At 69.6% G+C, this 24,219-nt stretch carries 26 protein-coding genes; 10 read left to right on the forward strand and 16 right to left on the reverse strand.

Annotated elements, in window-relative coordinates:
* Window positions 1-6: 6 nt before the first annotated feature.
* Window positions 7-1,113, reverse strand: a complete 1,107-nt coding sequence (locus HNR07_RS25760; protein ID WP_184367186.1) for a winged helix DNA-binding domain-containing protein — start codon at window positions 1,111-1,113, stop codon at window positions 7-9.
* A gap of 102 nt (window positions 1,114-1,215) precedes the next feature.
* Between HNR07_RS25760 and HNR07_RS25765 the strand changes: the two genes are divergently transcribed.
* Window positions 1,216-1,824 (forward strand): GNAT family N-acetyltransferase, encoded by a 609-nt coding sequence (locus tag HNR07_RS25765; protein WP_184367188.1) that lies wholly within the window; start codon window positions 1,216-1,218, stop codon window positions 1,822-1,824.
* A gap of 383 nt (window positions 1,825-2,207) precedes the next feature.
* Here the strand turns inward: HNR07_RS25765 and HNR07_RS25770 are convergent, their stop codons facing one another.
* Window positions 2,208-4,589, reverse strand: coding sequence for a trehalase-like domain-containing protein (locus HNR07_RS25770; protein WP_376769947.1), 2,382 nt, complete (start codon window positions 4,587-4,589; stop codon window positions 2,208-2,210).
* Between the two features lie 468 nt (window positions 4,590-5,057).
* Window positions 5,058-5,774: a class I SAM-dependent methyltransferase gene (locus tag HNR07_RS25775; RefSeq protein ID WP_184367192.1), complete on the reverse strand. Its 717-nt coding sequence runs from the start codon at window positions 5,772-5,774 to the stop codon at window positions 5,058-5,060.
* A gap of 166 nt (window positions 5,775-5,940) precedes the next feature.
* Here HNR07_RS25775 and HNR07_RS25780 point away from each other — a divergent pair, with 166 nt between their 5' ends.
* The 4 genes from HNR07_RS25780 (at window position 5,941) to HNR07_RS25795 (ending at window position 8,430) form a co-directional block, all read left to right on the forward strand.
* On the forward strand, window positions 5,941-6,777 hold the full coding sequence (locus HNR07_RS25780) for an SDR family NAD(P)-dependent oxidoreductase (protein WP_184367194.1): 837 nt from the start codon (window positions 5,941-5,943) through the stop codon (window positions 6,775-6,777).
* 151 nt (window positions 6,778-6,928) lie between these two features.
* A complete protein-coding gene (locus tag HNR07_RS25785; RefSeq protein WP_014913038.1) occupies window positions 6,929-7,192 on the forward strand; it encodes a phosphoribosyl-ATP diphosphatase in 264 nt (87 codons plus the stop codon).
* A gap of 91 nt (window positions 7,193-7,283) precedes the next feature.
* Entirely contained in the window at window positions 7,284-8,138 is an 855-nt protein-coding gene (gene hisG / locus HNR07_RS25790) for an ATP phosphoribosyltransferase (RefSeq protein ID WP_184367196.1), read from the forward strand.
* Between the two features lie 64 nt (window positions 8,139-8,202).
* Window positions 8,203-8,430: a hypothetical protein gene (locus HNR07_RS25795; RefSeq protein WP_184367198.1), complete on the forward strand. Its 228-nt coding sequence runs from the start codon at window positions 8,203-8,205 to the stop codon at window positions 8,428-8,430.
* A 31-nt stretch (window positions 8,431-8,461) separates the two neighbouring features.
* Here HNR07_RS25795 and HNR07_RS25800 read toward each other — a convergent pair whose 3' ends face one another.
* Complete coding sequence (locus tag HNR07_RS25800) at window positions 8,462-9,946, reverse strand: cellulase family glycosylhydrolase (RefSeq protein ID WP_184367200.1); 1,485 nt, start codon at window positions 9,944-9,946, stop codon at window positions 8,462-8,464.
* A 69-nt stretch (window positions 9,947-10,015) separates the two neighbouring features.
* Here HNR07_RS25800 and HNR07_RS25805 point away from each other — a divergent pair, with 69 nt between their 5' ends.
* A complete protein-coding gene (locus HNR07_RS25805) occupies window positions 10,016-10,642 on the forward strand; it encodes a hypothetical protein (RefSeq protein WP_221318934.1) in 627 nt (208 codons plus the stop codon).
* A 114-nt stretch (window positions 10,643-10,756) separates the two neighbouring features.
* Here the strand turns inward: HNR07_RS25805 and HNR07_RS25810 are convergent, their stop codons facing one another.
* On the reverse strand, window positions 10,757-11,164 hold the full coding sequence (locus tag HNR07_RS25810; RefSeq protein ID WP_184367201.1) for a DoxX family protein: 408 nt from the start codon (window positions 11,162-11,164) through the stop codon (window positions 10,757-10,759).
* Between the two features lie 133 nt (window positions 11,165-11,297).
* On the opposite strand from HNR07_RS25810, the gene HNR07_RS25815 reads away from it, so the two are divergent.
* Entirely contained in the window at window positions 11,298-12,023 is a 726-nt protein-coding gene (locus tag HNR07_RS25815; RefSeq protein ID WP_449407334.1) for a spermine/spermidine synthase domain-containing protein, read from the forward strand.
* A gap of 43 nt (window positions 12,024-12,066) precedes the next feature.
* On the opposite strand, the gene HNR07_RS25820 is transcribed toward HNR07_RS25815, so the two are convergent.
* The 6 genes from HNR07_RS25820 to pstB all read right to left on the reverse strand — a co-directional run bounded on the left by HNR07_RS25820 (window position 12,067) and on the right by pstB (window position 17,760).
* Complete coding sequence (locus tag HNR07_RS25820) at window positions 12,067-12,285, reverse strand: EF-hand domain-containing protein (protein ID WP_184367205.1); 219 nt, start codon at window positions 12,283-12,285, stop codon at window positions 12,067-12,069.
* A 185-nt stretch (window positions 12,286-12,470) separates the two neighbouring features.
* Entirely contained in the window at window positions 12,471-13,376 is a 906-nt protein-coding gene (gene pstA, locus HNR07_RS25825; RefSeq protein ID WP_184367207.1) for a phosphate ABC transporter permease PstA, read from the reverse strand.
* The gene (gene pstC / locus HNR07_RS25830; protein ID WP_184367209.1) at window positions 13,373-14,377 is read right to left on the reverse strand and encodes a phosphate ABC transporter permease subunit PstC; all 1,005 of its coding nucleotides are present in this window, start codon (window positions 14,375-14,377) and stop codon (window positions 13,373-13,375) included. The genes pstA and pstC overlap by 4 nt, the downstream gene beginning before the upstream one ends.
* Before the next feature lie 110 nt (window positions 14,378-14,487).
* A complete protein-coding gene (gene pstS / locus HNR07_RS25835; protein ID WP_184367211.1) occupies window positions 14,488-15,660 on the reverse strand; it encodes a phosphate ABC transporter substrate-binding protein PstS in 1,173 nt (390 codons plus the stop codon).
* A gap of 388 nt (window positions 15,661-16,048) precedes the next feature.
* Window positions 16,049-16,834: a response regulator transcription factor gene (locus HNR07_RS25840; RefSeq protein WP_184367213.1), complete on the reverse strand. Its 786-nt coding sequence runs from the start codon at window positions 16,832-16,834 to the stop codon at window positions 16,049-16,051.
* Window positions 16,835-16,887: 53 nt separating this feature from the next.
* Window positions 16,888-17,760 carry a phosphate ABC transporter ATP-binding protein PstB gene (gene pstB / locus HNR07_RS25845; protein ID WP_017583761.1) on the reverse strand — a complete coding sequence of 291 codons (873 nt, stop codon included), beginning with the start codon at window positions 17,758-17,760 and terminating at the stop codon, window positions 16,888-16,890.
* Window positions 17,761-17,895: 135 nt separating this feature from the next.
* Between pstB and HNR07_RS25850 the strand changes: the two genes are divergently transcribed.
* Window positions 17,896-18,180: a hypothetical protein gene (locus HNR07_RS25850; RefSeq protein ID WP_184367215.1), complete on the forward strand. Its 285-nt coding sequence runs from the start codon at window positions 17,896-17,898 to the stop codon at window positions 18,178-18,180.
* 133 nt (window positions 18,181-18,313) lie between these two features.
* Here HNR07_RS25850 and trxA read toward each other — a convergent pair whose 3' ends face one another.
* Entirely contained in the window at window positions 18,314-18,733 is a 420-nt protein-coding gene (gene trxA, locus HNR07_RS25855) for a thioredoxin (RefSeq protein WP_221318935.1), read from the reverse strand.
* Between the two features lie 231 nt (window positions 18,734-18,964).
* On the opposite strand from trxA, the gene HNR07_RS25860 reads away from it, so the two are divergent.
* Both HNR07_RS25860 and HNR07_RS25865 read left to right on the forward strand, forming a co-directional pair.
* Window positions 18,965-19,312, forward strand: a complete 348-nt coding sequence (locus HNR07_RS25860; RefSeq protein ID WP_184367217.1) for a YidH family protein — start codon at window positions 18,965-18,967, stop codon at window positions 19,310-19,312.
* Entirely contained in the window at window positions 19,309-19,680 is a 372-nt protein-coding gene (locus HNR07_RS25865) for a DUF202 domain-containing protein (protein WP_184367218.1), read from the forward strand. The genes HNR07_RS25860 and HNR07_RS25865 overlap by 4 nt, the downstream gene beginning before the upstream one ends.
* 413 nt (window positions 19,681-20,093) lie before the next feature.
* On the opposite strand, the gene HNR07_RS25870 is transcribed toward HNR07_RS25865, so the two are convergent.
* The 4 genes from HNR07_RS25870 to HNR07_RS25885 all read right to left on the reverse strand — a co-directional run bounded on the left by HNR07_RS25870 (window position 20,094) and on the right by HNR07_RS25885 (window position 23,824).
* Entirely contained in the window at window positions 20,094-21,077 is a 984-nt protein-coding gene (locus tag HNR07_RS25870; RefSeq protein ID WP_184367220.1) for an NAD-dependent epimerase/dehydratase family protein, read from the reverse strand.
* A 98-nt stretch (window positions 21,078-21,175) separates the two neighbouring features.
* Window positions 21,176-21,889 carry a PIG-L deacetylase family protein gene (locus HNR07_RS25875; protein WP_184367222.1) on the reverse strand — a complete coding sequence of 238 codons (714 nt, stop codon included), beginning with the start codon at window positions 21,887-21,889 and terminating at the stop codon, window positions 21,176-21,178.
* Window positions 21,890-21,994: 105 nt separating this feature from the next.
* The gene (locus HNR07_RS25880; RefSeq protein ID WP_246421252.1) at window positions 21,995-22,624 is read right to left on the reverse strand and encodes a WbqC family protein; all 630 of its coding nucleotides are present in this window, start codon (window positions 22,622-22,624) and stop codon (window positions 21,995-21,997) included.
* 96 nt (window positions 22,625-22,720) lie between these two features.
* On the reverse strand, window positions 22,721-23,824 hold the full coding sequence (locus tag HNR07_RS25885) for an ISAs1 family transposase (protein ID WP_184367224.1): 1,104 nt from the start codon (window positions 23,822-23,824) through the stop codon (window positions 22,721-22,723).
* Window positions 23,825-24,219 lie beyond the last annotated feature (395 nt).

Here is a 24,219-nt window from a genome sequence, read left to right on the forward strand (position 1 = left end):
GAAAATTCAGGCAGGAGTGGAGAAACGGACCTCTCCACCCTCCTGAGCTGCGGAGAAGAAGGAGAGGAGGCGCATTCCTTCCATGACGATCTCCTCGCTTTCCGAGTTGTTGAAAAGCCGGAAAGGTGTGATGTCGAGGGAGGGTGTCCGGCGGCTCCGATCCACCTTCCAGGCGGCGGCCACCTCGCCGTCCACGAGCACCGTCGCGGGCGGCATCCCGTTGCGCGAGGAGACGCGCTTGAGGTTCGCGGCGGAGATCACCCGGCTCCGATCGGCGTGACCCCGCAGCAGGTTGTCGAAGTCGTAGAGGAAGCGGACCGGAGCGGAGACGTCCGCAGAGGGGCGCGGCGCCTCTGGCAGGTCGAACAGCTCGACCCCGGCCTCGTCGCGGAAGGACACCAACCGCTCGCGCAGCCCTTCCACGACCTCCTTGAGGCGGGTCAGCCCGGACCAGGCCTGGACGTCCCGCACACTGGCGGGGCCGAAGGCCGCCAGATAGCGCAGGACCAGCGCCTCCCGGTCGGGGCCTGGCGCGAAGGGACGCCCGGTCCAGGTGTCGGCGGGGGCGAGAGCGGGCTGCCCCGAGGCGCCCCACACCCCGCGCGGCGGGACCTGCACGACCGGCAGCAGGCAGCGCACCACGTAGGCCAGGTGGGTGCCGGGCACGCCCTCCCACCGCTGACCGATGCGTTCGCCCAGCTCTTTGGGGGTGAGCGGGCGCTCCTCCAACAGTTCCCGGCCCAGGGCCACCACCGCGTCCAGGTCCACCTCGGCGGTGGCCTTCCCGTGCGCACTGTGCGCCAGGTCCTTGTCCATGACCTCCTGGGTGGTCGGCCGGATCCAGGCCGCGTCCTGTGCGGAGACCAGGTGCAGGGTGGAACGCATCAGCGACATCCGCACCAGCGAGCCGTCGGTGAGCAACCGCCCCACCGCGTGCGGATCGGGGTCCTCCAGACGGCTCTGGAAACCCACGTACCAGGTGTGCGCGGTCTGCGCCTGGAGACCGACCAGCCGGGCGAGCACCTCCGTGGCAGGCCGGTCCACCCGACGCAACAGGAACTGGCGGTCCAGGGTGGCGCGGTTGAGCTCGCGTCGGCTGAGAGTCGCAGCCATGGCGGGTTCCCTTCCACAAGCGCCGGGGGCGCCGAGGCATCCGAATGTGACGGAACCCTACAATCCGGGTCGGACACCGTAGGCAAACCAGAGAGAGTCGGCATGGCGCGGTTCGGGCAGTGGATCGAGAAGTCGAGGGTTCGCCTGGAGAACGAGCACGTGGTGCTCACTCCCGTCGAGGAGAAGGACCGTGAGGGCTGGCGCGCCCAGGCCCTGGACCCCGACATCTGGACGCACTTCGTAACCCGGGTCGACGACGACGCCGACTTCGAGCGGTTCTTCGACTCCTACCTGACCGCCTCCGGGAACGGCAGTCGTACCACGTACACGATCACCGACGCGGCCAGTGGACGGATCGCGGGCAGCATGAGCTACGGCAACCTCTCCGAAGCCGACCTGCGCCTGGAGATCGGCAGCTCCTGGCTGGGCCGCGACTTCCGGGGCCGGGGCGTCAACCACTGGGCCAAGTACCTGCTGCTGCGCCAGGCCTTCGAGGCGATGGACACCGAGCGGGTGGAGTTCAAGACCGACGTCCTCAACGAACGCGCCCGCCGCGGACTGCGCGCGATCGGCGCCACCGAAGAGGGCGTCCTGCGCAGCTACAACGTGATGCCGGGCGGCCGCCGCCGGGACGCGGTGTACTACTCGGTGCTCCGCGCGGAGTGGCCCGCGGTCCGCGAGCGCCTGGAGAACGGCCCCCGCCGCCGCTGACCGGTTCGCGTGTCGCGGCCGTTCACCCCTACCGGCGAACACCACCAGCGGCCCGCCAGATCCCCCGGGCCCGGTTTCGGCCCCTGCTTCGAAGATGATCTTGCTACCAGGAGCGAGTTCGGCGCCTTGGGTTTCGGTGGCTCAGCGCTCCTGGTAGCAAGATCACCGGGGATACAGGGGTTTTGGAAGCAGCGGACAACCCCCGGGCGCGGCTTACGGCCGGTCCCTCGTCGTTCCGTCACGGGCCTTGACGGCCGCGACACGAAGCCCGCCACCCCGCAGGGGCCGGGAACGCGGGAGGGGCACCCCCTGGTGCGAGCGGGATACCCCTCAACGTCGCGTCCGTGACTTCCGACCGGTGCCCTGCGGTCGGCCACTGCGGGTCAGTACCGGTCCAGGAGCTGGGCGCAGCGGATCAGCCCCAGGTGGGAGTAGGCCTGCGGGTGGTTGCCCAGGGCCCGCTCGGTGACCGGGTCGAACTCCTCGGGGATCAACCCGGTGGGCCCGGCGCAGTCCACCAGGTGCTTGAACAGCTCCTCGGCCTCGGCGCGCCGTCCGGTGAGCAGGTAGGCCTCGATCAGCCAGGTGGTGCACAGGTGGAAGCCGCCCTCACCGCCGGGCAGGCCGTCGTCACGGTGGTAGCGGTACACGGTCGGCCCGCTGCGCAGCTCGGCCTCCACCGCGGTCACGGTGGCCTGGAAGCGCTCGTCGGCCGGGTCGATCAGCCCGGACAGGCCGATGTGCAGCGAGGCCGCGTCCAGGTCGGTGCCGTCATAGGCCGTGGCGTAGGCCTGGGCCTGGTCGTTCCAGCCCTTCTCCAGGACCTCCTCGGCGATCCGGGCGCGCAGGGCGGCCCAGCCGGGGTCGGCCTCGCGCCGGTAGCGCTGGGCCAGGGTCAGGGCGCGGTCCAGGGTGAGCCAGCACATCACCTTGGAGTACACCCGCTGGCGGGGTTCGTCGCGCTCCTCCCAGATGCCGTGGTCGGCCTCGTGCCAGCGCCTTGCCACGGCCTGGGCCATGGAGCGCACCAGGTCCCAGTCGCGGTCGGACAGGGCCCCCTTGGCCTGGGCCAGGTGGGTGATGAGCTCGACCACGGGCCCGAACACGTCCAGCTGGACCTGGTGGTCGGCGAGGTTGCCGATGCGGACCGGGCGTGATCCGGCGTAGCCGGACAGGGACTCGATGACCTCCTCGGGGCCCAGGTCGGTGCCGCGCAGGCTGTAGAGGGGGCGCAGGAGTTCGGGTGAGGGCAGGGAGGCGACCACTTGGTGGACCCAGTCCAGGAAGGCCTCGGCCTCGGCGGTGGAGCCCAGGGTGACCAGGGCCTGGACGGTCAGGGCGCCGTCGCGCAGCCAGCAGTACCGGTAGTCCCAGTTGCGGACCCCGCCGATCTCCTCGGGCAGGGAGGTGGTGGCCGCGGCCATCACACCCCCGGTGGGGGTGCACAGACCCCGCAACGTCAACGCCGAACGGGCGGCCAGGGAGTTCTCGGTGCCGGGGAGGTCCAGGGTCCTCAGCCAGTCCGACCAGTGGTGGGCGGCCTGTTCCTGGCGCTCGGGCTCGGTGCGCTCCTCAGCGGCCAGGGAGTCGGTGCCGCAGCGCAGCTCCAGTACCACCGGGCGCTCCGAGCGCGGGTGGACGGTGGCGCGGGCGACGTCGTCGGTGCCGTCGTGGTCCACGCGCCACTCCACGCCCGGGGAGCGCAGCACCATCGGGAAGTCGGCGCCCTGGACGCGCAGGCCCTCGGGCTCCACCGTGATGCGGATGGGGGCGCGGCCGAAGTCCGGGCGCGGGGCGAACTCGATGGTCGCGGGGGTGACGCCGCCGATCACCCGGACCAGGTCGGTGCGGCCCGGGGCGGTGTCGTGGGCGAGGTAGTCGGTGACCTCCAGGCGGGACCAGCGGGTGCGCACGGTCATGGTGTCCGGCAGGTAGCGCTGGCCGAGGGGGAGGCCGCCGTGGGCGGGGGCGATCGCGAAGACGCCCGCCTGGCGGCCGCCCAGGACCTCGGCGAACAGGGCGTTGGAGTCCGGCTCGGGGTGACAGAACCACAGCAGCCGCGCGTCCGGGCCGACCAGCGCCACGGAGGCCTGGTTGGACAGCATGGACATGCGCTCGATGGGCGTGGGGCGCTCGCCGAACACCCAGGAGCGGCGTTCGGTGGCCAGGAGGGACAGCAGGGTCGCGGCGGTGGGGGTGTCGGGGACGCTGTGCGCGGCGACGGTGGGCTCCTCACCCACACGCACGCCCGCGTCGGCACCGGTGTTCAGGTTCATGAACACCGGCTCCTCGCCGTCGCCGCCGCCGATGTAGAGGATCGCGGTGGCCTCGACCTGTTCGCGCAGCAGCTCCAGGGCGGCGGACTTGTCCGCGGGCGGCGCGTCGGGGCCGGTGCCGGGGTGGCCGGGGTCGATGGTGAGGTCGGTGTCGAACTCGGTGCCGTAGGCGCCCACCAGCCTGACCTCCGAGGGCAGCCGGGAGAGGACGGCAAGGTCGCGCAGGGGCCGGGCGGAGATGACCGCGCACACGGTGCCGGGCAGGTCGGCGAGGTCGCGCAGGGCGCGGACGGCCTCGGGCAGCGGACCGCGTCGGCTGTTGTCCACCGGGGTCAGGGCGCCGTCGTAGTCGCAGGCCACGAGCAGGCGCGAGGTGCGGGCGAGGGCGGAGACACGCTGCCGGACGTCGAGGGGCATGGCCTCAAGGGTCGTGTCAGCCGGCCCCCGCGGGGCCTCCGGAGCCGCATTGACCACCTGGGTGAGCGTCACGTTGCCTCCTCCACTGGTCCTTTACTGACCTGCGAAAATTGGTGAGATATAGGACTCCGCGCGCATGTGTCTGGTTCACATGGGTCTGGTGGGAAGAACGTAAACCGGGGGGATGTGGCGCGGATTGAGCCTCGAGGGCCTTTGGACAGACCTAACGGAATATTTAGCGTGCAACCGGATGAACCGGGCATTCGTGCTGTTCCGGAAAAGGACAGGTCCCTCGGAAGTCAACGCGAGACTACCCGCGCCCCAGCTGTGGGTGCGAACCTCGGGCAGGTGATGCAGGTCACTCCGGGGGCGGCTGGCCAGTGCTGGGCGGGTTCCTCGTCCGACGGGATAGTCGCAGGTCACACCCGTAGAGGCGCGGTGAGCGACCCCGGACAGGCGAAAACCCCGACCCGGGCTCACGGAGACTCTCGAGAAGTCATCCACAGCCTGTGGACGGGGTCTTCGGATGGTGACGGCCGGTCAGCTGCTGGAGGACTCCCACTCCGGTTTGCGCAGGTGGTGCACCCACGCGGGCGGGATGTTAGCGAAGACCTTCTCGGAGCCGACGCCGTAGCGGTCCAGCCAGTCCTGGACCACCCAGCTCGTCCGCGCCTGGCGCAGGTAGTCCTCGCGCTTGGCGATCACGGCCTTGACCTCCTTGGTGTACAGGTACCCGTAGAAGGACAGGGTCCCGCCGGGCCGCAGCACCGTGAAGTAGTAGTCGAGGATTTCGCTGACCTGGTCCGCGGTGAAGTTGGCGAACGGCAGGCCCGACACGATCACGTCGTAGGTGAGGTCCGTGCCCATCTCGTTCACGAGGCAGGCGTGCACCTGGGCGCTGTCGGCGATCGGCGACATCACCGGATCGGTCTTCAGCAGGTGCTCGACGTAGGAGGCGAACTCCGGGTTGGCCTCCACGAAGTCCACGGTGTCGCCCGGGCGCATCGCGGCGGCGATCCCGCGGCTGATGGCACCGGTTCCGGCACCGGCCTCCAGGATGCGCACGGGCTGGTCGGGGTCGGGGCGGGCGCGGACGTAGTGGGCCATGGCGTGCGCCAGCGCGCCGCTGCTGGGCAGGATGGAACCCGTCGCGTGGAAGGTTTTCAACGCCTGGCTGAAGAAGAGTCTGGTGTCACGCAGACGCTCGTCCAGCCTCAGGGCGGAAAAGGGTCCGGCAGGGCTCTGTGTCTCGGACATGATTGAACGCTAACGCCTCCGTGTCGCACAAGGGAGCCCATGCGTGTGTTTGTCCGGGAAACACCGCGTGGCCATCACCACCGCCGGAGCGGGAACCCACGTCACGCCCGCTGCGCGAGGCCGTTCCAGGCCGGGCGGCCCTACGCCCAAGCCCTACGCTGAGGGCATGAGCGACGCCGCGAACACCCCCGCCCCCGATTCTTTCGAGCACTCCCGGACCGCGCTGGTCACCGGGGCCTCCAGCGGTATCGGTGAGGAGTACGCCCGCAGACTCGGCCAGCGCGGCTACGACCTCGTCGTGGTCGCGCGCCGCGGTGAACTGCTGGCCGAGCTCGCCGACGAGATCCGCGAACGCTACGGCACCGGCGTCGAGGTGATCTCCGCCGACCTCGGCAGCCCCGAGGGCGTCATGGCCGTCGCCGAACGCCTGACCGCGGACGGCAGCGGCGACCTCGCCCCGATCGACCTCCTGGTCAACAACGCCGGGCGCGGCGACGGCGGCGTCTTCGCCGAGCAGGACCCCGCCGAGATCGACGCCATGATCGATCTCAACGTGCGCGCCGTCCTCCAGCTCGCCCGCGCCGTGCTGCCGGTCCAGACCGCCCGCCGTGCCGCCGGGTACGACGGCAAGCTGGGTGTGGTGAACGTGTCGTCGATGGCCGGGGAGATCCCCGCGAACCCGGGCGGTTCCGTCTACGGCGCGGGCAAGAAGTTCGTCACGCTGTGGAGCGAGAGCGTCGCCGCGGAGGTGCGCGGACAGGGCGTCCACGTCACGGCGGTGCTGCCCGGTTTCGTGCGTACCGACATGACCCGGGGCGTGCAGGAACAGGGCATGCCCGCGTTCGCCTTCGTGCCCAAGGAGCACATCGTCCGCGACTCGCTTCTCGCCTGGTCGGCCGGGCGGCCGGTGGTCATCCCGGGGGGCCAGTACAAGACCGCAGCCGGGATCCTGCGCCTCCTGCCCAGGCCGTTGTTCCGCGCCGTCGCCCGCCGGATGGCCTGAGCCGCGCCCCGGGGTGGTCCGCCCGGCGGTCTGCCCCGAGCGGCCTGGCGCACCAGCTGCTCTCACATGATGAGACTTCTCCTCCCCGGTTGGTCACGGGGAGTCTGAAGCGCCTACTCTGGTACCGCACTGTCGGTCGAGGAAAGACACCATGAAGACCTTCGAAGAGCTGTTCGCCGAGCTGTCCGAGAAGGCACGCTCCCGCCCCGAGGGGTCCGGGACCGTCGCCCAGCTCGACGCCGGTGTCCACGCCATCGGCAAGAAGGTCGTCGAGGAGGCCGCAGAGGTCTGGATGGCCGCCGAGTACGAGTCGGACGAGCAAGCCGCCGAAGAGATCTCGCAGCTCCTCTACCACCTCCAGGTTCTGATGCTGGCCCGTGGCCTGCGCCTCGAGGACGTCTACAAGCATCTCTAGGCCGGTGTTCCGCGCCCCTCGCGGGGCGCGAGCGCGCACCGGCCCACCGGACGTCCCCGAAATCCGCCAGAACCACGAAGGAATCCAGTCAATGCCCGACATGCTCAGAATCGCCGTGCCCAACAAGGGCCAGCTGTCCGACCCCGCCGTCCGGATGCTGGTCGAGGCCGGCTACCGGCAGCGCAAGAGCAGCCGCGACCTCGTCATGGTCGACCCGGACAACAACACCGAGTTCTTCTTCCTGCGCCCCAAGGACATCGCCGTCTACGTGGGCGAGGGCATCCTCCAGGCCGGGATCACCGGCCGTGACATGCTGCTGGACTCCGGCGCCCCGGTGGACGAGGTCCTCCCACTGGGCTTCGGCGGCTCCACCTTCCGCTTCGCTGCCCCGGGCGGCGGCCGGATGAAGATCGCCGACCTCGACGGCAAGCGCGTCGCCACCTCCTTCGACGGCCTGCTCCGCGCCTACCTGGACGAGCAGGGCATCGACGCCCGCGTCATCCACCTGGACGGCGCGGTGGAGAGCTCGGTGCAGCTCGGCGTGGCCGACGCGGTCGCCGACGTCGTCTCCACCGGTACCACTCTGCGCAACGCGGGCATGGAGACCTTCGGCGACCCGATCCTGGTCTCCGAGGCCGTGGTCATCCGGCCCACGGACGCTCCCGAGGACCCGCAGATCGACCAGCTGCTCCGCCGCCTGCGCGGCGTCCTCGTGGCCCGCGACTACGTGATGATGGACTACGACGTGCACGCCGAGAAGCTGGAGTCGGCGGTCGCCCTCACCCCGGGCATGGAGGGGCCGACGGTCTCCCCGCTGCACCGCGAGGGCTGGGTCGCGGTCCGCTCGATGGTGCCGCGCAAGGACGCCCAGCGCATCATGGACGACCTGTGGCGGCTCGGCGCCCGCGCGATCCTGGTCACCGACATCTACGCCTGCCGCCTCTAGGCTCCCGGAGCTTCCGGGCGCAGCGCGTCAGGCCCGGCCCCGGCCCGAACCACCTTTCCCGACCGTGCGTCCCACGACGTACGACAGGCAAGGCGAGCGTGTGGTTCGGGCCGGGGCTCCGCTGTGCCGGCGCGCCTCCTGGGACGGCACGCAGGAGTGGGAGCTCGTCGTGGCGGTACCGGTCCTGTCCGAGGACGGGATCACCCGGCCGAACCGCGCCCCGCTCCTCCCCGTCCCCGGGGCCGTCCTGGTCGTGAGCGCGGGCGCCACCAGCGTCGGCGGTCCGGTCTGAGCGGGCCCCGCCCGGGTCAGGGCCGCCGCCCTCACTCCGGGGCCACGGTCAGGGCGGTCTCGTCGCCGTCGGCCGCGCCGTTGACGGTGACGTGCAGGATCCGGAGCTGCCCGTCCCAGTCCGACGTCCATCCGCCGTCCCCGGCCGGGGTGTCCACGGTCAGTTCGAAGCCCTGGCCGGGGCCGCCGCCGAAGACGTCCTCGGGCAGGTAGAGCTCCGTGGACCCGGACACCCCCGCGCGTTCGGTGTAGCGCACCGACAGCGTCTCGGCGGCGTCGTCGTAGCCCAGCTCCAGGGGCTCACCCGCCACGGCACGCGGGTAGGCCCGGTTCATCACGTGCGCGAGCGGGCCGGGGGTGAGCTCCCCGCCTTCGGCCCGGTCCTCCCAGGGGCCCCAGCCGTCGTGGTCGTTGGACCAGTACACGCGTCCGGCCGACATCGCCTCGGTCTCCGCCAGAATCCGCTCGACGAACTCCGGCGCGCCCGCCCCGGACATGTCCAGGCCGAACTCGCCGAGCACGATCGGCGCCTCCAGGCGTTCCCCGACCAGCTGGACGCTGTGCGACCACGCGTCGACGCTGGCGTCGACGCGCCGCTTGGCGTCGCCCTCGTAGGGCTGGCCCAGGTCCATGGGCAGGGCGTACATGTGCGGGGCGTAGACGATCCTCGGCTCGTCCCCGCGCGGGTCGTCGAGACGGGGCAGGTGGGAGGGCAGGCCCCAGTTCACGCCCACGGCCTGGCCCTCCACGAAGATCCACGTGTCCTGGTCGGCCTCGCGGACGCGCGCGATGGAGCGGCGGTAGAGCTCGGCGAGGGGCCCGGCCTCGAAGTCGGCGCCCTGGAGGCTGCCGCCGAAGGGTTCGTTCATGAGGTCGTAGCCGAGCACCGCCGGGTGGCCGGAGAACCGTGCGGCCACGTGCCCCCAGGCGTCGGCGTAGGCGTCCATCAGACCGGGGTGTTCGCCGGTGGTGCCCCAGAAGTGGTCGAAGGCCCGCACCACCCCGGGCTCCAGGTAGACCAGCTCCCACATCTCGTTGCTCTCCACCCGCAGCCCGTCGTTGTGGGTGGCCCACTCGGGTGCGCCGTTGCCGGAGTGCTCCTCGGGGCTGGTGTAGCGGCCGTACAGGTCCTGGTGCATGTCGAGCAGCACGTGGTAACCGCGGTCGGCGTACCACTCGACGCGTTCGGCGACGGCGTCCAGGTACTCCTCGTCGTAGACGCCCTCCTCGGGTTCCAGGGCCTGCCACTGGATGAGGAAGCGAACGAAGTTGGTGCCCATGGCGTCGTACTCGGTCTGGACGTCCTCCTCGGTGATCCACGGCAGCCGGTCGGGGTCGCTCTTGGTCGAGCCCGACGTGTTGAGGCCGTGCAGGAAGAGCGCCCGCCCCTGGTCGTCGGTGAGGTAGCGGGTGGGGCCGGGATCGTGCCGGGTGACGGTGGCGACGACACCGCCGAGCACCAGCACGAGGGCGGTCAGGGCGGCCGTGACGAGCCTGCGCTTGCCGGTGCGCTGCAATCTCGCTCCTGGGGGGTGGGGAGGAGGGACCAAGAGAAGGACTGTGCCGATGAGACCTGGATCACTATCATGCAAAAGGTGAATGTTATTCGCAATAGCGATCGTGCCCCCGACGACCGTGCCCCCCGAGGGCCCGCCCCCCACAACGCCCTGACCCTCGTCGTCGCCGCGGCCGTGCCCCTGTTCACCTGCGCGCTCTTCGGCAGCGCGGCCTTCCTCACCTGGCTGGGCGCCCGCGCGGCCTGGCTGATGCTGCCCACGTCGCTGGGCGTGCCCTTCGCCTTCCCCCGGCTCACCTTCCACGCCTTGGTGGGCCAGCCAGCCTGGAACCTGGGGATCGAGATCCTGGCCGCCCTGATCCTGGCCGCCGTCGCGGCCTGGTGGGTGCACCGGGCGCTGCTGCGGCGCCCGGAGGCCAACTCGTGGCGGCTCATGCTCTCCGCCTGGGCCGGAATCCTGCTCGGCCTGGCCCTGGCCAACTCCCTGCGCGCGGTCGCCGCCGTCCTGGCCGCGGGTGCGGGGCCTCTGGCGTTCTTCTCCTACGTCTTCGCCGGAGCGCTCACCGGCGCCCTGTGGGCCCTCTGCCTGGGGTGGCTGTGCGCGGTGCCGGTGGCCCTGATCCACCGGCTCACCGCGCGCACGCGCCCCCGAACACAGGCTGAGCCGGAGGCCGGTGCCGAGAATCAGCCCTCGTAGTTCTCCAGGACCTCGGCGGCGACCGTCGGCTACCTGCTCAAGGACAGCCGACCGGACCGCCGCCGTGCGGACCCGTGGCCGGATCGCCAGCGTTCCGGCCACGGCCCGCCCGGCTCAGTCCTGAGCGGTCCCCGCCCTGGGGCGCGACTGGAGCGCGGCCCAGATCAGCGGGACCTGCAGCGGGACCCGGCCCCAGGCGACGAGCTTGTTGTCTGCCACCGAGGGCAGACGGCCCGAACCGGAGTCGAGCGCCATCTGGACGTTGGCCGGCCACACGGCCAGCAGCAGCGCGGCGCTGGCCGGACCGGCCCACTTCTGCCTGGTCAGCAGGCCGAGCCCGCAGGCTAGTTCGGCGGCACCGCTGCCGTACACGAACTCCCGGTGCGCGGGCAGCTGGCGCGGCATGATCGCCTCGAACGGCTTGGGGGCGACGAAGTGCAGCACCCCCGAACCCACGAACAGCCCGCCCAGGGCGAGCGGGGCGACCTTGCACAGCTTCTCCAGGCGTTGGCCCATGGTCATGAACACTCCTCTCGGTGACGCGCCGGAACCCAACCTACTCACGAGTAGCCAACTGGCCCCGCACCGACCCGGCCCAAGCCCCGGATCTTCCAAGGCACAGCGGGATCAGGCCCCGCGGGGCACAATGTGGGACATGAACCAGCGAACGCGAGACCTCGCCCCCGCGCACCCCACCCCCGAGGGCGAGACGGTCACCCTGGCCCGGGTGACCGGTGAGACCGGCGGCGACCTGGTGTTGCGCCGGGTGGGTGCCCACTACGAGATCTACTCCAACGGGCTGTTCCTCATGGACACCCGGGACGGGACCTCCGAACGCGAGATGGTGCGTGAGAGCCTGGCCGCACTTCCCGCGGGCCGCTCGCACGCCCGTGTGCTGGTCGGCGGACTGGGCGTGGGCTTCTCCGCCCGCGAGGCCCTCGACGACCCGCGGGTGTCCCGCGTCGACGTGGTGGAGCTCGAACCCCAGGTGATCGCCTGGCACGACGACGAGCTCGGTGAGGCCGCCGACTACGTCCACCGCGACCCCCGCTGCCGCGTCCACAACGCCGACATCGTCGCCTGGCTGGCGGAGGCCTCCGCCGCCGAGAAACCCAGCCGCTACGACGTCATCTGCCTGGACACCGACAACGGCCCGGACTGGACCGTGGTGGAGAACAACAACCGCCTGTACGAGGAGGCGGGGCTGGCCCAGCTCACCCGTCTGATGGCCCCCGGCGGCGTGCTCTCGTTCTGGAGCGCCAACGCCGTGGACAGCTTCGAGGAGCTGCTGCGCACCCGCTTCGCCTCGGTGGAGGTCGTCGAGGTGGTGGTCGCCCGGGGCGTCCCGGACACCGTCTACCTCGCCTCCGACCCCCGCTGAGCCGGACCCGGAGCGTCCCGGGCGACTCGCGGGCCGCGCGGGCTCAGTTCTGGTTGCGGGACATGTAGCTGGCGAACTCCTCCAGGGAGATGCGCTCGTCGCCGTCGCTGTCCATCGCGCGCACGACCTCGGTGGCCTGCTCGTCGGTGGTCTGGTCGCCCAGGTTGCGCATCAGCGAGGCCAGCTCCTGGGCGCAGATGAGGCCGTCGCCGTCGGTGTCGACGAGGGCGAAGGTGGCGGCGTAGTCGGCGGTGTCGGCCATCGGGGGCTCTCCGGAATCTGCTGGGGAACGGGCTCGGGCAAGGCTACCGGTGCCCGCTCGACGGGGCCAGTCTCCAGCACCCGAGCCAACGGGAAGGGGCCGCGCACCCCGCCCGGACGGCGGTGGTGCGCGGCCCCTCGGTGGAGACGACCGTTCTGGGAGTCGGCCCGGCGGCCAGCCGGGACCTATGAGTTGGTGGAGGCCTTGGAGCCCACCCAGCGTGCCGCCACGGTGAAGGCCAGCACCAGCACGAACAGGCACAGCGCCGCGCCCCAGGCGCGGTCGATACCGGCCTCGAAGGGCTGCGTGGCGCCCTTGTACAGCTGCATGGGCACGGCGCCCTGCGGGCTGCCCTGGAAGGCGGTGACGACCAGACCCGAACCGAAGGCGGTCAGCAGCAGGGGCGCGGTCTCGCCGATACCGCGGGCGATCGCCAGCATCGAACCGGTGGTCAGACCGGGCGCGGCGGCGGGCAGCACCGTGTGGGCGATGGTCTGCCACTTGCGCGCGCCCAGGCCGTAGCTGGCGTTGCGCATCTCGTTCGGGACCAGCCGGAGCATCTCCTCGGCGGACCGGGTGACGATCGGCAGCATCATCACGGCGATGGCCACCGCGCCGACGAAGGTACCGAAGCCCATGCCGCCCCAGCCGATCACCAGCAGGCCGTAGACGAACAGACCCACGAAGATCGAGGGGATGCCGGTCATCACGTCGGTGAAGAAGCGGATCGAGGCGGTGAGCCGGTTGGGTCCGTACTCGACGATGTAGACCGCGGTGGCGATGCCGAACGGGATGGACATCAGGACGGCCAGCGCCATGATGTACAGGGTGCCGAAGAAACCGGCCGCGTAGCCGCCGCCCTCGCGCCGGGGCGGGGGCTCGGTCGCGGTGATGAAGTCCAGGTTGACCACGCCGATGCCGCGCCGGGTCACCTCGAAGACGATGAGGATCAGCGGGATCATCGCGATGACCATCGCGGCGGTCAGGACGAAGGTGGCGCTGCGGTCCTTGAAGCGCCGGACGGAGGAACCCGGGGGGCGCTGGCTCAGCGGGACGTGCTTGCGCGGAGGGGGCGAGGTCATGGTGCTCATACGGCGGCGTCTCCCGTCATACGCCCCAGGCGCCAGACGATGACGCGGGCGAGGATGTTGACGATCATCGTGACCAGGAACAGCGCGACACCGATGGCCATCAGGGCCGTCCTGGACTCGGGGGTGGCCTCACCGAAGGTCGCGGCGATGTGCGAGGCCATGCTGCTGCCGGTGCCGAACAGGCTCGTGCTCCAGGACTGGGAGCCGCCGATCAGCATCAGGACCGCGATGGTCTCGCCCAGGGCGCGGCCCAGGCCCAGCATGGCGGCGGCCACGATCCCGGAGAAGCTGGCGGGCAGTACGACCTTGCGCAGGACCTCCCAGCGGGTGGAGCCCAGGGCGTAGGCGGCCATCCGCTGGTCGATCGGGTGGACCGCGATGACCTCGCGGATGATGGCGGTCATGATCGGCAGGATCATGATGGCCAGCACGATCCCGGCGGACAGGTAGCCGACGCCGCGGATCGGGCCCTCGAAGAGGAAGAACCAGCCGAGCACGCTCTCCAGGAACTCGAAGAACGGCCGGAGCACGTTCGGCAGGAACCAGTGCAGGCCCCACAGGCCGAAGATGACGCTGGGCACCGCGGCGAGCAGCTCCACCGTGTAGGAGAGCGGCTTGGCGATGCGGCGCGGAGCCAGGTGGGTGAGGTAGAAGGCGACCATGATCGCCAGCGGCAGCGCGATGGCGATCGCGATGGCCGAGGTGACCAGGGTGCCGTAGATGAAGGGCCAGGCGCCGTAGGTGCCGGTGATCTCGGTGCGGGAGTTCCCGGACTGCCACTCCTCACCGGTGAGGAAGCCGAAGAAGCCCTCCTTGGCGAAGACGGGCCAGGCCTCGGAGGTGGTGCGGATGACCATCAGCGCCAGCAGCACCAGCACGATGGTGCCGCAGGCCGCGACCGCCCACTTGAAGAGGGGGTCGGCGTACCTGCCCTTGCCGGACCTCAGCGTGCCCCGCCGGGGTTCCTCGGGGGCCGGGGCCTCGGGGGCCTCAGTGGACATGGTGCTTCTCCTCTTGATGGCTTTCGTGGGAGTGGGAGAGCGGTCGTGGTCGCCCCCGAGGGGGCGTGGTCCGGGGCCGGGGCGACCGGTCGCCCCGGCCCCGGGAGGTGCTACTCGTCGGAGTCGTCCTCGGCGTTCTCGTCAGCCTCGGTGTCCTCGTCGGCGTCCGCGGCGCCCTCGTCACCGTCGCCGTTGTCGGCGTTGGTGCGCTGGATCTCGGCGAGCACGCGGTCCTTGAGCTCGTCACCCAGGGGGGCGTAGCCCAGCTCGGCCACGACGTCGTTGGCGGTCTCGTCGGTCAGCGCCCAGGTCCAGAAGTCGATGATGGCGTCGGCGTCGGCCTGGTCGTAGCCGCAGGTGTAGGTGAAGATCCAGTTGGTACCGGCGATCGGGTACCCCTCACCGCCGATGCCGTCGATGCTGAAGCGGAAGTCCTCGGGGATCTCCGCCTCCTCGGAGGCGGCGGTGGTGGACTCCAGGGTCGGCGCGATCGGCTCACCGTCCGCGTTGATGATCTGCGCGGCGGCCAGGCCGGCCTCCTGCACGAAGGCCTGGTTCACGTAGCCCACGCCGCCCGGGTTCTGGCTGATGCCCTGGGCCACGCCGTCGTTGCCCTGGCCGCCGACCAGGCCGGGGGCCCAGTCGATCTCGCCGCCGGAGCCGTACTCCTCGGCCCACCAGTCCACCTCGGTGGACAGGTAGTGGGTGAACACCTCGGTGGTGCCGGAGCTGTCGGAACGGTGGACCGGGATGATCTCGTCGTCCGGCAGGTCCATGTCCGGGTTGAGGTCGGCGATCGCCGGGTCCGTGTAGTTGGTGATCTCACCGGCGAAGATGCCGGCGACGGCCTCCGCGTCCAGGACGATGCCGTCCAGGTCGGGGTTGTCGAAGGCGACGACGACCGAACCGAAGACGACCGGGAACTGGAGGGCCTCGCAGCCGCGGTTGTCGGCGGCGACCTGCAGGTCCTCGTCGGTCAGGTAGCGCTCGGAGGAGCCGAAGTCCACCGTCTGCTCGAGGAACTGCTCGATACCGGCGCCGGAGCCGACGCTCTGGTAGTTGATGCTCACGCCCGGCTGCACGTCCTGGCCGTAGGTGTGCATCCAGTCCTGGAAGAGCGGGTCGGGGAAGCTGGCCCCGGCACCGGTCAGCGAGGCACTGAGCTCGGCGTCGGTGGTGCTGGCGGAGCCGTCTCCGTTGTCACCGTTGTCGCCGTTGCTGCACGCTGCCGCGAGCAGGGGGATGGCCGCCAGAACGGCGAGCTTGGAACGCCCGTTGCGCATGTCGTAGTTCTCCTCGTTGAATCACCGCTGTCGGGGCTGACGTGAAACGACACTAAGTGCGGTGAAAGTCGTGGCGCCATCGAAATAGAGGCCGTTGGATAGAAGAAGAGTGAATGGCAGGTGAATGAGGGTCACCATTTGATAACGGCTGCTGGGTGTCATGGTGTCGGCGGCCTCGGGTGGGTTCGGACCGCCTGCGCTGACCTGCTTGTATGATCGGGTTTTCGGGTGCTTGGCGTGACTGTGGCACACGGGAAGGTGACAGCTCTGATTTCTGGCCGCTTCACCTTGGCGTTGGTTTCGAAAAAGGTGATGAGGACATGAATGACGGGCCGCTCCGGTGTTTTCCGGAGGGCCCTCGAAACGGCACTGGATTCCCTCCGGGCGATTACCCGCCGTTCGCCGTGTCCAGCCGGTAGCCGATGCCCCGGACCGTGTGGATGAACCTGGGCTGGGACTCGGAGTCGCCCAGCTTGTGCCGCAGCCGGCGGATGTGCACGGCGATCGTGTTGTTCACCGGGGGAAGGGGCTTGTGCCAGACCTCGGTCCACAGCTCCTCGCGGCTGACCACTCTGCCGCTGTGTCTGAGCAGGAAGTCCATGATCCCGAACTCCCGCAGGGCCAGGTTGACCGGCTGCCCGTCCACGAACAACCGGTGCCCCAGCGCGTCCAACTCCAGGTCGCCCGAGCGCAGCGCCACCGGACCGCCGGTCCCCGTGACGGGCGAACCCTCCGGGCCGGGGAGCGAACCGCGCAGCAGCGCCGAGAGCTCGGGGATGCGGTAGGGCCGGTTCACGCAGGCGGTGGCCCCCGCGGCCAGCGCCCGCATCGCCCGCTGCGAGTCACCCGGGCCCACCCCGATGAGTATCGGGATGTCCATGGCCCGCCGGGTCACCCGCACCAGCGTCTCCAGGTCCACCTCGGGCGGGGCCGCGTTGGTCAGCAGCGTGTCCGGACGCACCATCCCCACCCGGAGCAGGGCCTCGGCGCCGTCCACGCAGACCGTGATGTCCACGTCGTGCCCGCTCAGCGAGAGCACCAGCTGGTGCGACTGCTCGGACTCCGGCTCGACCAGCAGGACCCGCAGCGGACCCTCCGTACGCCCCGCCCGCACCTCGTCGTCCGGTGTGCCCGAAGGCGGGGGGACCGGTGCGGAGGAGGTGATGGCGGGCATGGGCGGGTCCACTTCGTCGAGGGGGCGAGGGCGGGTGGAGCTCGACCGCTCGGCTACCCGAAACGGCCCGAGATGTAGTCCTCGGTGCGCTGGTCGGCGGGCTTGCTGAAGATCGTCGCGGTCTCGTCGAACTCCACGAGGCTGCCGTAGCGGTCGCCCACCTCGTCCACGCCGGCGGTGAAGAACGCCGTGCGGTCCGAGACGCGGGCCGCCTGCTGCATGTTGTGGGTGACGATGACGATGGTGAACTCGGCCGCCAGCTCGTACATCAGGTCCTCGATCTTGAGCGTGGCGATCGGGTCCAGGGCCGAGCAGGGCTCGTCCATGAGGATGACCTCGGGGTTCACCGCGATGGTGCGCGCGATGCACAGGCGCTGCTGCTGACCGCCGGAGAGGGCGAAGGCGCTCTCCTTCAGCTTGTCCTTGACCTCGTCCCACAGCGCGGCCTTGGTGAGGGTCTCCTCGACCAGGTCGTCCATGTTGCCGCGGACACCGTTGATCCGCGGGCCGTAGGCGATGTTGTCGTAGATGGACTTGGGGAAGGGGTTGGGCTTCTGGAAGACCATCCCGATCCGGCGGCGCACCTCGATCGGGTCGACCTCGGGGGCGTAGAGGTCCTCGCCGTGGTAGGTCACCTTGCCCTCGATCCGTGCACCGGGGATGAGGTCGTTCATCCGGTTGAGCGTGCGCAGCACCGTGCTCTTGCCGCAGCCGGACGGGCCGATCATGGCGGTGATCTGGCGCGGACCCACCTTCAGGTTCACGTCACGGACGGCCTTGTTCGATCCGTAGTAGATCGACAGGTCGGAGATGTCGAAGACGGGGTCACCCAGGTCGGGCACCTCGCGGTTGTACCGGACGGTGTCGGGGGCGATGCCGCGGCCGGACTCGGTGCCTCGCGGGGTCGCGGTGTTGCTGACAGACATGGGGCCACTTCCGGGTCGGACGGAGCTCGGTGTGCGCGTGAGGGGTAGAACCCGCTGAGCGCGGTCGATTCCCATGCAAATATGCCCGCGTGAAGCCCGGGTGAACGAACCCCGTGGCCAAGGTGAACGCAGGCGGTGGAGTGGGAAGCCCCCGGTGACGTCTTGGTGTCGTCCCCGGTCGGGGCGGCCGGTGCCGACCGACCTCCGGGGCGCGTACCCCTGCTGCACGGCGTGCCGGGGCCGCCGCTGACGGGAGTCGTGCTCCCGGGCGGCGAGCTCGGCGACCTGATCTCGGAAGAGGCCGGGGCGGGTCTGGCGCGGGTGCCCCGGGAGCTGGCTCGGTGGGGCGGAGCCCTCCGGGCCGAACAGCAGCCCCGGACGGCTGGGGCGGTGAAGCTCCGTTCGCTCTTGCCCGCCTAGAGCAGCCGGGCCCAGACGGGGAGCCGCATCCCGACCCGAAGCCCCTGTTCCGCCGGGGGCACGCGCACGACCGCCCCGACGGTCCCGGGCCGGTGCGGCGTCGGGGGTCGGGGCGGTCGGTTCGCGGAGCGTGCTACTGCGCGGTCTCGCCCTGCTCGGCGATCTTCTTCTTGACCTCGTCCATGTCCAGTTCCCGGGCCTGGGTGATCAGGCTCTCCAGGGCCTCGGAGGGGAGGGCGCCCGGCTCGTTGTAGATGACCGTCTGGTCGCGCACGATCATCAGCGTCGGGATGGACTGGATCTTGAACTCGAAGGCGAGCTCGCGCTGGGCCTCGGTGTCGACCTTGGCGTGCACGATGTCCTCGTGCTTCTCCGAGGACTTGTCGAACACCGGGGCGAACTGGCGGCAGGGACCGCACCAGTCAGCCCAGAAGTCGATCAGGACGAAGCTGTTGTCCTTCAGCGTTTCCGCGAAGTTGTCTTTGGTGAGTTCGACGGTGGACACGTGGTCTCCTGCTCTTCGTTCGTCTTGTTGGTGTCGACCGGTGGCCAACTGCCATCCTCTTGGGTGCTACAGCGGTAGTGCCCACTTGTTTGTTCCACATGCCTCGCGGGTGGCTCGCACCCACCTCGTGAGCTGGTGGTTTCCGACACAACACGTGTTGCATACCTGTTTGGGAGGAAAGGCGACACATGGTTAGTGTCGGTTCACGGGGCACGGGTTCATTGTGGTGACCGGAGCTCCCGTTGTGGGCCGAACACCGAAACAACCCGAGGGGGACCCATGAGCACGGAGGTGCCCGAGGGTGAACAGGCCGTGGACTACCGCTTCACCCTCGCCAACGAACGTACCTTCCTGGCGTGGATCCGGACGGCCCTGGCCCTGCTCGCCGGTGCGGTCGCCGTGCTCCACCTGCTCCCGCTGGCCTGGGACGAGACGCTCCGTACGGTGGTGGGGCTGCTCCTGGCCGTGCTCGCCGGAATCGTGACCGTCTACGCTCCGCTGCGCTGGTACCGCGTCCAGAAAGTCATGCGACGCGGCGGGAGCCTGCCGATGAGCGTTCTTCCGCTGATCACCACGTTCGCCGTGGGCATGGTGTGCCTGGCGGTTCTGCTGGGGAACCTGCTGTGAATCCGAGTGAGGAACGGCGCGACCCCGGCCTCCAACCCGAACGCACGCTACTGTCCTGGCAGCGCATGCTGATCCTGCTGGCCCTGGTGGGACTGCTCTACCTGCGCGGCCCGCTCGAACCGGGATCCGCCGTAGTGCCCGAGGTCGCCCCCCTGCTCCGGGTGGGTTTCATGGGCTTCACCCTGCTGTTGGGCGCGGGCCTCGGACTGCACCTGTTGCTGCGGTGGCGGCGTACCCGCCACGGGGTACGCGATCCGCGGACGGGACAGCCACCGCTGAGCGTGGCCAGCCCCTGGGCCATGGCCGTGCTGTGCACGGGCGTCCTGGCCATGACGGTGACCGTGGTGGCCACGGTGCTCGTGCCGTGAACCGCAACGGCTTCCTGTGCACCTGGGCGGTTGACCGGTGAACCGGTGCGGTGCCCGCGCCCTGCCTGGGTGCGGGCCCTTGAGTGCGGGAGGGGCGCACCCAGGCAGGGGTGCCGTGTCTGTGGTATGCCCTGAACGGGCGCGGCCGCTGGGGCCGAGGGGCCTTTGTGAGGGGCCGAGACAGGGAAGAAGCCGGCGACCCGGCTTGCTGCCCTCTGGCGGGCAGGCGGGTGTCGCGTCGGGTCCACGAGGCGGGGGCCGGGCCTCGTGACCTCCCCTCTCATCGCTGTGTTCTCGCTGTTGGCGGCTGTGGGTCTGCTCGTGTCTGACGGGTAGCGACCGGCGGGGCGGTCAGAGGAGGGTTCTTCCGGGTCGGCGGGCACCCGGGGGACGTCCTCCCGTCAGTGACCTGCCTAGACCGGCGCCGGTACCGGGTCGGCCGAACGGCGGTGCTCGACGATGGAGCCGATGATGTCGTTCAGGTCCCGCGTCGGCTCGTAGCCGATCAGCCGCGCGGCCAGGGAGGTGTCGGGGTAGCGGCGCTGCATGTCCTCGTATCCCTCTCCGTAGGCCTGCTCGTAGTCGATGTAGGAGATGGCGCTGCCTGAACCGGTCAGCTCCACGACCCGGTCGGCGAGCCCCTTGATGGAGACCTCCTCGCGCCCGCCCAGGTTGACCGCCTGGTTGTAGGCCTCGGGGGTGTCCATCAGCTTGGTCAACTGGGGGACCACGTCGAACACCGAACCGAAGCAGCGGCGCTGGGTACCCGTGCCGTAGACGGTGATGGGCTCGTCCGACAGCGCCTGGTCGACGAACCGGGGAACGACCATGCCGTACCTACCGGTCTGCCGCGGCCCCACCACGTTGAAGAACCGGGTGATGACGCAGGGCACGCCGGACTCCACACCGTGGACGTAGGCGACCAGCTCGTCCAGCCCCTTGGCCGCGGCGTAGGACCAGCGGCTCTTGATCGGCGAGCCGTAGATCCGGTCGTCGTTCTCCTTGAGGCCGTCGGCGTCGTTCTTGCCGTAGACCTCGCTGGTCGAGGCGATCATGTAGGGCACACGGTGCTTGACCGCGGCCTCCACGATGTTCTCGGTGCCGTGCAGGTTGATCCGCAGCGAGCGCAGCGGGTTGTCGACGATGTTGTAGACACCCACCGCCGCGGCGAGGTGGAACACGGTATCCGCCTCCGCGACGAGCTCGTCCACCAGTTCACGGTCCAGGATGTCACCCTGGACGAATCGCAACTTGGCGGAGCCCTCCAACTGGGACAGGTTCGACAGCGAACCTGTTGAGAGGTCGTCGAGCACGATGACCTCGTGTCCCTGAGCGATCAGGTGGTCGCACAGGTGCGAGCCGATGAACCCGGCTCCTCCGGTGATGACAGCCTTCATGGTTTCCCCTCCACTTTGGGCGGTGTAGATGCTCTGTTCTTCACGGGGGATGGGTCTTCGTGTGACAGGTGGGGGAGTCCTTGCGTCGTCCTGGCTGTTCAGGCCAGATAGCGCAGGACGTGGTAACCCTCGCCGAGGGCCACTCCGGCCTGCATGCCCCTGAGGACGGCGAGGCTGCGCAGGGTGAGTTCGGAACGGGTGTGCGGGTGCTCGTGGCTCTGGGAGCCGTACAGCTCCATGCCGTGGAGCTTGGCCGCCAGGTCCTCCTCACCGAGTTCCACGATGAGGTTGGGGGACTGCACGGGCTCGGTCCGCCACTGGTCGGCGGCCTCCTCGTAGGCCAGCACCAACCGCGGATGGTGGCGGAGCCGGGTGTTCGAGGGACGCAGGGCGGTGTGAACCGCCTCGGCGGCGGCCTGGTGGTCCTGGTTGTAGCTGGTGCGGTGCGGTACGAGCACCACACTGGGCTTCAGACGTGCGATCGAGAGCGGGCTCTCCCGCTCGATCAGCTGCGTCAGGTCCACGCGGGGGACGGAGTCCAGCCTCAGGTGGTGGGTGTCGCCCGGCAGGGCCATGTGCCAGTCGTCCCAGCGGAAGTGCTCGGAGGCCTTCTTGATCTCGGTGTAGCGCTCCTCGGCGGTGGAGAAGCCCTTCGGGGACTGGTCCGCGGTGTCGCCGACCGTCAGGAACTGCACGAAGACCTCCGCGCCCGCGCACTTGGCCTTGTGCATCAGGCCGCCGCAGCCGAGAGTCTCGTCGTCGGGGTGGGGGGAGTAGACCAGGAGACGCTCCTGTGACCAGTCCGTCGTCATGCCAGCTTCCTGTCCTTGCATGGGGAGCGATCGGTTGTTACCCGGGCCGTCGGGACCACTGCGCCCGAGGACTCGGGCGGGCGGTGTCCCGCTTGCTGATCGAGGTCAGCCGCGGGATCTTGCCTGTCGGAGCACTCGTAGCGCGTCCGGTCCGGCGTTGAGTAGGAGGTCGATCGCCGACAGGCGGGGCACGAATGCGTCGGCGGGTCCACGCGTGTGCTGCGGGTACACCGGGTGGTTGAAGTTCTGCCACTCGATGCCGATCCCGTGGCGGTCCATGGTTTCGGGATCCAGGTAGTTCCTCGCGCCGTCACCGGAGAGCAGGGTGTCCGCCCCGGCCTTGGCGCAGATCTGGGCGAGCAACTCACTCTTGTGCCCGGGGAAGTCCCCGAGTTCGCTGGCGCGCAGGATCGGTGTCTCGATGCCGAAGCCGCGGGTCAGCATGCGGGTGGTGGCTATGGCCAGGTCTGCGAGGTCCTCCCACTCGGTCTCGTACAGTTGGCCGATTTCTTCACGGTAATCGGCCCAGTATGGGGCCTTGCGGTAACTGTGTTCAGCGAGTGCCCTGTAGTGCTTGTTACGCCATTTCTGTGTGTTGTCTATCTTCTTGTCCCGGATGAGCTCGTCGCGGCTCGCCTGGGTGACGGGCACGGTAAGCAGCACCGGCTTGCCGTGGCCGGCGATGTAGTTTCGGTTCTGCCAGCCGCGGCGTTCGAACTGAACCGTGTCAAGCATGACGAACCGGTCAGAGCGATCGATCTTGTCGATCAACCCCAGCCAGGGCCAATACAGGGCTGTTGCAAAGTCGGGTGAGGGATGCGTTGCCCCTGTTCAGGGGATCTTGAGTAGCTCTAGAGGGCGAGTGAAGGTCTCGTAGGACACCCAACGGATCGCTTCGGGGATGCTGGTCATCCCCAGCTCCGTCAGCAGCGGAATCGTCAGGTTGCGCAGCATCGCCATGTTCTGTGGGCCGTTCCCGCACCGCACCCTGGAGGCGTCCTCGCCAAAGCTCACGTCCCGCACATGATGCAGCGCCTCGATCCGCCAATGACCCCGCACCAAGCCCGCCAACCGGGCAGCACCGGCCTGCTCTGCGGACAAACTCGTGATCACATAGGCGTAGGTGCGCCTCACCCGGCCAGTGGCCACCTCCTTGACCCACCGGTGCACCCGCACCACCTGGCAGGCGTACGGAAAAGCGATCCGGGGAGCGGTGAGCACCTTGACCGTGCGCCTCTCCTGGCGCCCGTGCCCACGCGAGGCCTCGGTGAACAGGGCGGGCGCTTGCCTCCACGGAAGTGCTTTGACCTGGTTGAACAAGGTTGGCTGGTTGCGTTTGACGGTGAGTAGGTAGTGGGCCTTGCGCTCCTTGACCAGGTGCTGGGCGGTATCGGTCTGGGTGTGCAACGCATCAGCGCAGATCACACTGCCTTCGATGTCCATCCCGGCCAGGACATCCTGGAGAGCGGGGATCTCGCTGGTCTTGTCCGCCACCCGGATCTGAGCGGCCACCTGTCCGGTAGGGGCCATCGCGGCCAGTAGGTGCACGGCCTGGGAGCGGCGGGTGCGCGAGCCTCGCACACTTTTGCCGTCGATGATGAGCACGGCCAAGTCGGCGGCGGTGCTCATGCGGTTCAGCGCGGCGGGGTCCAGGCTGGTCAGGACCCTGCGGATCGTGGCCGCAGAGGGGGCGGTGCGCACTCCGAGTTCGGGGTGGGTGATGCGGGCTCCCAATCGGGTCAGGGTGTGTTGGGGCGCGTTATGCGCCCACTGGCCGATCGCGGTCAGGGAGCGGGCTCCGCAGAGCACGGCGCACAGGCAGATCAAGATGATGCAGCCCAGGCGGTGGCGGCGGCCCCGCCGATCGCGAGGATCGGCTTCGTCCCCGGTGGGCGCGGACAGGGCCGGAGAGGGCGTGGCAGACTGGGGGCGCAACGGAGTCCTTGTGAGGCCAGGGGTGTGAGAGTTCCTGACCTTCTACCAGGGCTCCGTTGTTGTGTGTGGGGTCTTCTACTGGATCGCTGCAGGCTTGTGATCAGTGATAACGCTACTCATCCCCGACTTTGCAACAGCCCTGGGGCCAATAGTGCGGCTGATGGACAGCCGCCCGGATCCGACCGGTGTCGTCGCTGGTGGCGGCGGTGCTCCCGGGGTCGGGGTCCGGGGTGTGGTGGGCAGGATCTGGCGAGGGGGATCGTGAGCCGCCGATCACGCCTGGCGCTCTCCTTCTCTCTGTGGGTCGTGTTCAACGAGGATTTACCAAGAACCGGTACGTTCTTGGATAAATCAGGGTAGTGGCGACCTCCGGCGCCTCGTCTCAAATATCTTCT

This window comes from Nocardiopsis metallicus (assembly GCF_014201115.1).
Classification (GTDB): domain Bacteria; phylum Actinomycetota; class Actinomycetes; order Streptosporangiales; family Streptosporangiaceae; genus Nocardiopsis; species Nocardiopsis metallicus.

What these genes read in the sequence shown, in the direction of transcription:
- HNR07_RS25760 (WP_184367186.1), bottom strand. Translation starts at nt 1,113, where the DNA reads ATGGCTGCGACTCTCAGCCGACGCGAGCTCAACCGCGCCACCCTGGAC.
- HNR07_RS25765 (WP_184367188.1), top strand. Translation starts at nt 1,216, where the DNA reads ATGGCGCGGTTCGGGCAGTGGATCGAGAAGTCGAGGGTTCGCCTGGAG.
- HNR07_RS25775 (WP_184367192.1), bottom strand. Translation starts at nt 5,774, where the DNA reads ATGTCCGAGACACAGAGCCCTGCCGGACCCTTTTCCGCCCTGAGGCTG.
- HNR07_RS25780 (WP_184367194.1), top strand. Translation starts at nt 5,941, where the DNA reads ATGAGCGACGCCGCGAACACCCCCGCCCCCGATTCTTTCGAGCACTCC.
- HNR07_RS25785 (WP_014913038.1), top strand. Translation starts at nt 6,929, where the DNA reads ATGAAGACCTTCGAAGAGCTGTTCGCCGAGCTGTCCGAGAAGGCACGC.
- hisG (WP_184367196.1), top strand. Translation starts at nt 7,284, where the DNA reads ATGCCCGACATGCTCAGAATCGCCGTGCCCAACAAGGGCCAGCTGTCC.
- HNR07_RS25805 (WP_221318934.1), top strand. Translation starts at nt 10,016, where the DNA reads ATGCAAAAGGTGAATGTTATTCGCAATAGCGATCGTGCCCCCGACGAC.
- HNR07_RS25810 (WP_184367201.1), bottom strand. Translation starts at nt 11,164, where the DNA reads ATGACCATGGGCCAACGCCTGGAGAAGCTGTGCAAGGTCGCCCCGCTC.
- HNR07_RS25815 (WP_449407334.1), top strand. Translation starts at nt 11,298, where the DNA reads ATGAACCAGCGAACGCGAGACCTCGCCCCCGCGCACCCCACCCCCGAG.
- HNR07_RS25820 (WP_184367205.1), bottom strand. Translation starts at nt 12,285, where the DNA reads ATGGCCGACACCGCCGACTACGCCGCCACCTTCGCCCTCGTCGACACC.
- pstA (WP_184367207.1), bottom strand. Translation starts at nt 13,376, where the DNA reads ATGAGCACCATGACCTCGCCCCCTCCGCGCAAGCACGTCCCGCTGAGC.
- pstC (WP_184367209.1), bottom strand. Translation starts at nt 14,377, where the DNA reads ATGTCCACTGAGGCCCCCGAGGCCCCGGCCCCCGAGGAACCCCGGCGG.
- pstS (WP_184367211.1), bottom strand. Translation starts at nt 15,660, where the DNA reads ATGCGCAACGGGCGTTCCAAGCTCGCCGTTCTGGCGGCCATCCCCCTG.
- HNR07_RS25840 (WP_184367213.1), bottom strand. Translation starts at nt 16,834, where the DNA reads ATGCCCGCCATCACCTCCTCCGCACCGGTCCCCCCGCCTTCGGGCACA.
- pstB (WP_017583761.1), bottom strand. Translation starts at nt 17,760, where the DNA reads ATGTCTGTCAGCAACACCGCGACCCCGCGAGGCACCGAGTCCGGCCGC.
- HNR07_RS25860 (WP_184367217.1), top strand. Translation starts at nt 18,965, where the DNA reads ATGAGCACGGAGGTGCCCGAGGGTGAACAGGCCGTGGACTACCGCTTC.
- HNR07_RS25870 (WP_184367220.1), bottom strand. Translation starts at nt 21,077, where the DNA reads ATGAAGGCTGTCATCACCGGAGGAGCCGGGTTCATCGGCTCGCACCTG.
- HNR07_RS25875 (WP_184367222.1), bottom strand. Translation starts at nt 21,889, where the DNA reads ATGACGACGGACTGGTCACAGGAGCGTCTCCTGGTCTACTCCCCCCAC.
- HNR07_RS25880 (WP_246421252.1), bottom strand. Translation starts at nt 22,624, where the DNA reads ATGCTTGACACGGTTCAGTTCGAACGCCGCGGCTGGCAGAACCGAAAC.